This is a genomic window from Tunicatimonas sp., assembly GCF_049647865.1.
Taxonomy (GTDB): Bacteria; Bacteroidota; Bacteroidia; order Cytophagales; family Cyclobacteriaceae; genus Tunicatimonas.
In genome coordinates this window covers 1-3480 of the sequence record NZ_JBARYM010000764.1, presented here as the reverse complement: position 1 = coordinate 3480, position 3480 = coordinate 1, and the positions used below count along the sequence as shown (strand labels likewise).

At 45.3% G+C, this 3480-nt stretch carries 3 protein-coding genes; all 3 read right to left on the bottom strand.

The genetic code is table 11. The features are described from left to right. Positions 1 to 3 precede the first annotated feature (3 nt). Positions 4 to 1152 (bottom strand): redoxin domain-containing protein, encoded by a 1149-nt coding sequence (locus WBA23_RS22290; RefSeq protein ID WP_424584486.1) that lies wholly within the window; start codon positions 1150 to 1152, stop codon positions 4 to 6. 39 nt (positions 1153 to 1191) lie between these two features. Further along, positions 1192 to 2670, bottom strand: coding sequence for an Asp-tRNA(Asn)/Glu-tRNA(Gln) amidotransferase subunit GatB (gene gatB, locus WBA23_RS22285; RefSeq protein WP_424584485.1), 1479 nt, complete (start codon positions 2668 to 2670; stop codon positions 1192 to 1194). 210 nt (positions 2671 to 2880) lie between these two features. Then, a partial coding sequence (locus tag WBA23_RS22280) for an exonuclease domain-containing protein (RefSeq protein WP_424584484.1) occupies positions 2881 to 3480 on the bottom strand: 600 nt, incomplete at its 5' end.

Below are 3480 nucleotides of genomic sequence, written 5' to 3'. Positions count from 1 at the left end.
GCGTTAGGCACCGCCAAATATCTCACTGAGCTTTCCCTCTAAAGCCGGTCCTCGGAGGTTCTTAGCAACAATATTCCCGTCAGGATCAATGAGCACCGTGGCGGGAATCGCATTAATATTATACAGCCGAGCCGCTTGCGAATCAAAGTACTGTAAGTCGGAAACGTGTTTCCAGGTGAGTTGATCCTTCTCAATAGCCGCTACCCAGTCTTCCTTCGAGCGATCGAGTGAAACCCCGTAAATTTCAAACCCCTCGTCTTTGTACTTCTCGTACATTCGCACCACGTTAGGGTTTTCCATCCGGCAAGGTTTACACCAAGCGGCCCAAAAGTCAATCATCACGTACTTTCCTTGCAAAGAAGAAAGGCTTACCGTATCTCCTGCGGGGTTGGGTAGTTGAATATCGGGAGCGGGCATACCGATTGCCAGCGATCGTAGACTTTCAACTTGGTTCACAAACTGCTTAGTGTAGGGCGAATCCGGAAGTTCTTGTTGAAACTTGGTAGCAAGTTCGTCAAGAAAGGGAAATTCTTTTTCAGCGTCTAGGAAGTTAACCGCGTAGAGGGCGGCAATAGAGTTGCCCATCTCCCGGATTTTACCTTTAATTTTTTCGTTATTCTTCTGCTCAATCTGAAGATACTGCTGCTCAATTTGCTGCATTCCTTCGGCATCGCTTTCGGAGCGAGCTTTCATAAAATCAGCATTTAGGCCATTAATTTGCTCCTGCATACTCTGCATGATTTCGTTAACAGCATACAGATAATCTGTATCGGTCGAGCCAGTTACTTTTGCCTCACCGTCGGGGCGACTACCGTCGGCTACCACTTCCACATTTTCATCATCCAGAATCAAGTTTACGTACTGACGATTAAACAGATTGAGGCGATAAAATCCGGGCTTGTTTTCTTCCAGGCTATAGCGAAAAGTGCTATCGCTAGTCACAATCAGCGTATCAACCACTTCAATGTCGTTCTCGCCAATGCGTTCCAGAACCAAATGTTCATTCATTTGCGGATTCAAAATTTTTCCTTCAATCCATAGCTGGTGCGTGGCTGAAGTAGTGTTCGTACTACCGTTGGATTGTCCCTCAGTACAACTGTAGGTACTGAGGAGGACAATACTATAGAGTAAATATAAATATAAGGTCTTCATGTCTTTATTAGATTGATAAGCAAATATAAGGTTACCGGCTCAATTTAATGCTTTGCGCAACAACTCATTCGTAATTTTAGGATTGGCCTTTCCCTGGCTTCTCTTCATAACCTCGCCCATAAACATTCCTAAAAGCCCCTTTTTTCCTTTCCGGTAGGCTACAACCTTATCGGGAAAGTCACCAACAACTTCGTTAATCAACGTTTGTAAACTATCGGTATTACTTTCCTGGAATAAATTTAGCTTTTCGGCAATCGTAGTCGGCGATGCTTCTGGGTTCTTAAGCAAGGCTGGAAAAATCTTTTGAGAGGCTGCCGCAAAGCTAATCCGGTCGGAGGCAACTAACTCGGTTAGTTCACTCATTTGTTGGTAGGTCAGTGGAAATTCTATAATAGACTTACCACTCTCGTTCAAAAACGATTTTATTGGTCCCATCACCCAGTTGGCGGCAGCTTTGTAGTGAGAAGTGTGCTGGCAGAATGTATCGTAAAACAATGCCACTTCTTTATTGTCGGTTAGCACGTCCAGATCGTGCTCGGGTAAGCCATATTTTTCCGAGAACTTTTTCTCCAACTCGTAGGGCAGAGAGGGCATACTTGCCTGGATTTGTTCCAACCACCCATCCGACACCGACATGGGGCTTAAATCCGGCTCAGGAAAATATCGGTAATCGTTAAGCTCTTCTTTGTAACGCATGGCAGCGGTAGTACCGGTAACCGCGTCGAATGTGCGAGTTTCAGATACGATAGTTTCGCCTTGCTCAAGTAAGATGATTTGACGTTCCCACTCGTGCTCAATAGCCCGCTGCACATTACGGATGGAGTTCATATTTTTAATCTCTACCTTGCGGCCCAGTTCGGTAGCATCGTGAAGCATTACCGATACGTTAGCATCGCAGCGCATTGACCCTTCTTCCATATTACCGTCGCAAATATTTAGATAACGTACCAATTTGCGAATTTCGGTTAAAGCAGCGTAAGCCTCTTCAGGAAAGCGCATACAGGGTTCAGTAACAATTTCAATCAGCGCAGTACCCGCCCGATTAAAATCTACTTGTGACTCAGGTTCATCCTTGAGGTGCATTAGCTTTCCGGCATCTTCTTCTAAATGAATATGATGAATTAACACTTCAGCACTGCGATCCTCCGGTCTTAAAGCGGGCTGATTAGGGCGAATAGGTACTTTCCCCCCTCGGCAAATTGGCGTCTTATCTTGCGTAATCTGGTACCCTTTGGGAAGGTCAGGGTAGAAATAATTTTTACGGTCGAAATAGGTCTGCTGGGTAATTTGACAATGGCAAGCTAAGCCCATTTTAATAGCGTACTCCACCACCTTTTTATTCAGTAGTGGAAGCGTACCAGGATGCGCCAAGCTAATTGGGCTAATGTGGGTATTAGGCTCACCACCGTACTGATTCAAATCAGCTGCGAAGATTTTACTTTTACTTTGCAACTGCACATGAACTTCCAGCCCAATGACTAATTGGTACTTGCTACGGGTATTTTTATCTAAATTCATAGAAGGGTTCGCGATGGCTTGACAAACTTAGCAGTTTTTATTGATTGTTAATAGTCCATAGTTGATAGTCTGTAGTTCACAGTCGGGTTCAAATTGGAAGCTGTATACGATTACCAATTTTCTATCCAGAGACAAGTTGTATTTGCTCTAATTCTGTTCTATAACCAACCTTCCGCTTCCCTCTCACCCCAATCCTTCTGATTTCACATCTCATCCCGGAACCCGTCCGGTAGTCGCCACTGCGGAACAAGTTTTCCCATCCTTCCTAAGTTTTCCGGCAGCTTCGTAACCTCCGTAGTATAACTTCCCCATTCTTAGTCCGAACGTAGAGCCAATTTCTGAAAAATCGCTTACAACATGTTCTTGACAAGCTCTAATCAGAATTTGAGCGCAAGCTGCGGCATCTGATTCCGCCGCATGGTGGCGTAAATTGATACCAAAGTGTTGCGAAAGTGAACCTAATCCATAGGAGCGGAATCCGTTCCAGGCTCGCCGAGCCACTTGTAAACTACAAGTATAAGAAAGCGAAGGGAACGCAAGATCGTACTTAGACAATACGTGGCGAAGGCAGCTCATATCAAAACTGGCGTTGTGGGCTACCACATTGGCGTGCTCAAAGTAGGGTTTGGCTTCCGTCCACATCGTGTCAAATTTAGGCGATTCAGCAACATCATGGACAGTAATACCGTGCACCCGTATATTTCCGGGGTGAAACCAATTGGGAGTAGGGCATATGCGCCACGAGCGGGTTTCGGTGACCTGACCATCTTCTACAACAGCAATACCCAGTTCGCATACACTCTCGCGCTG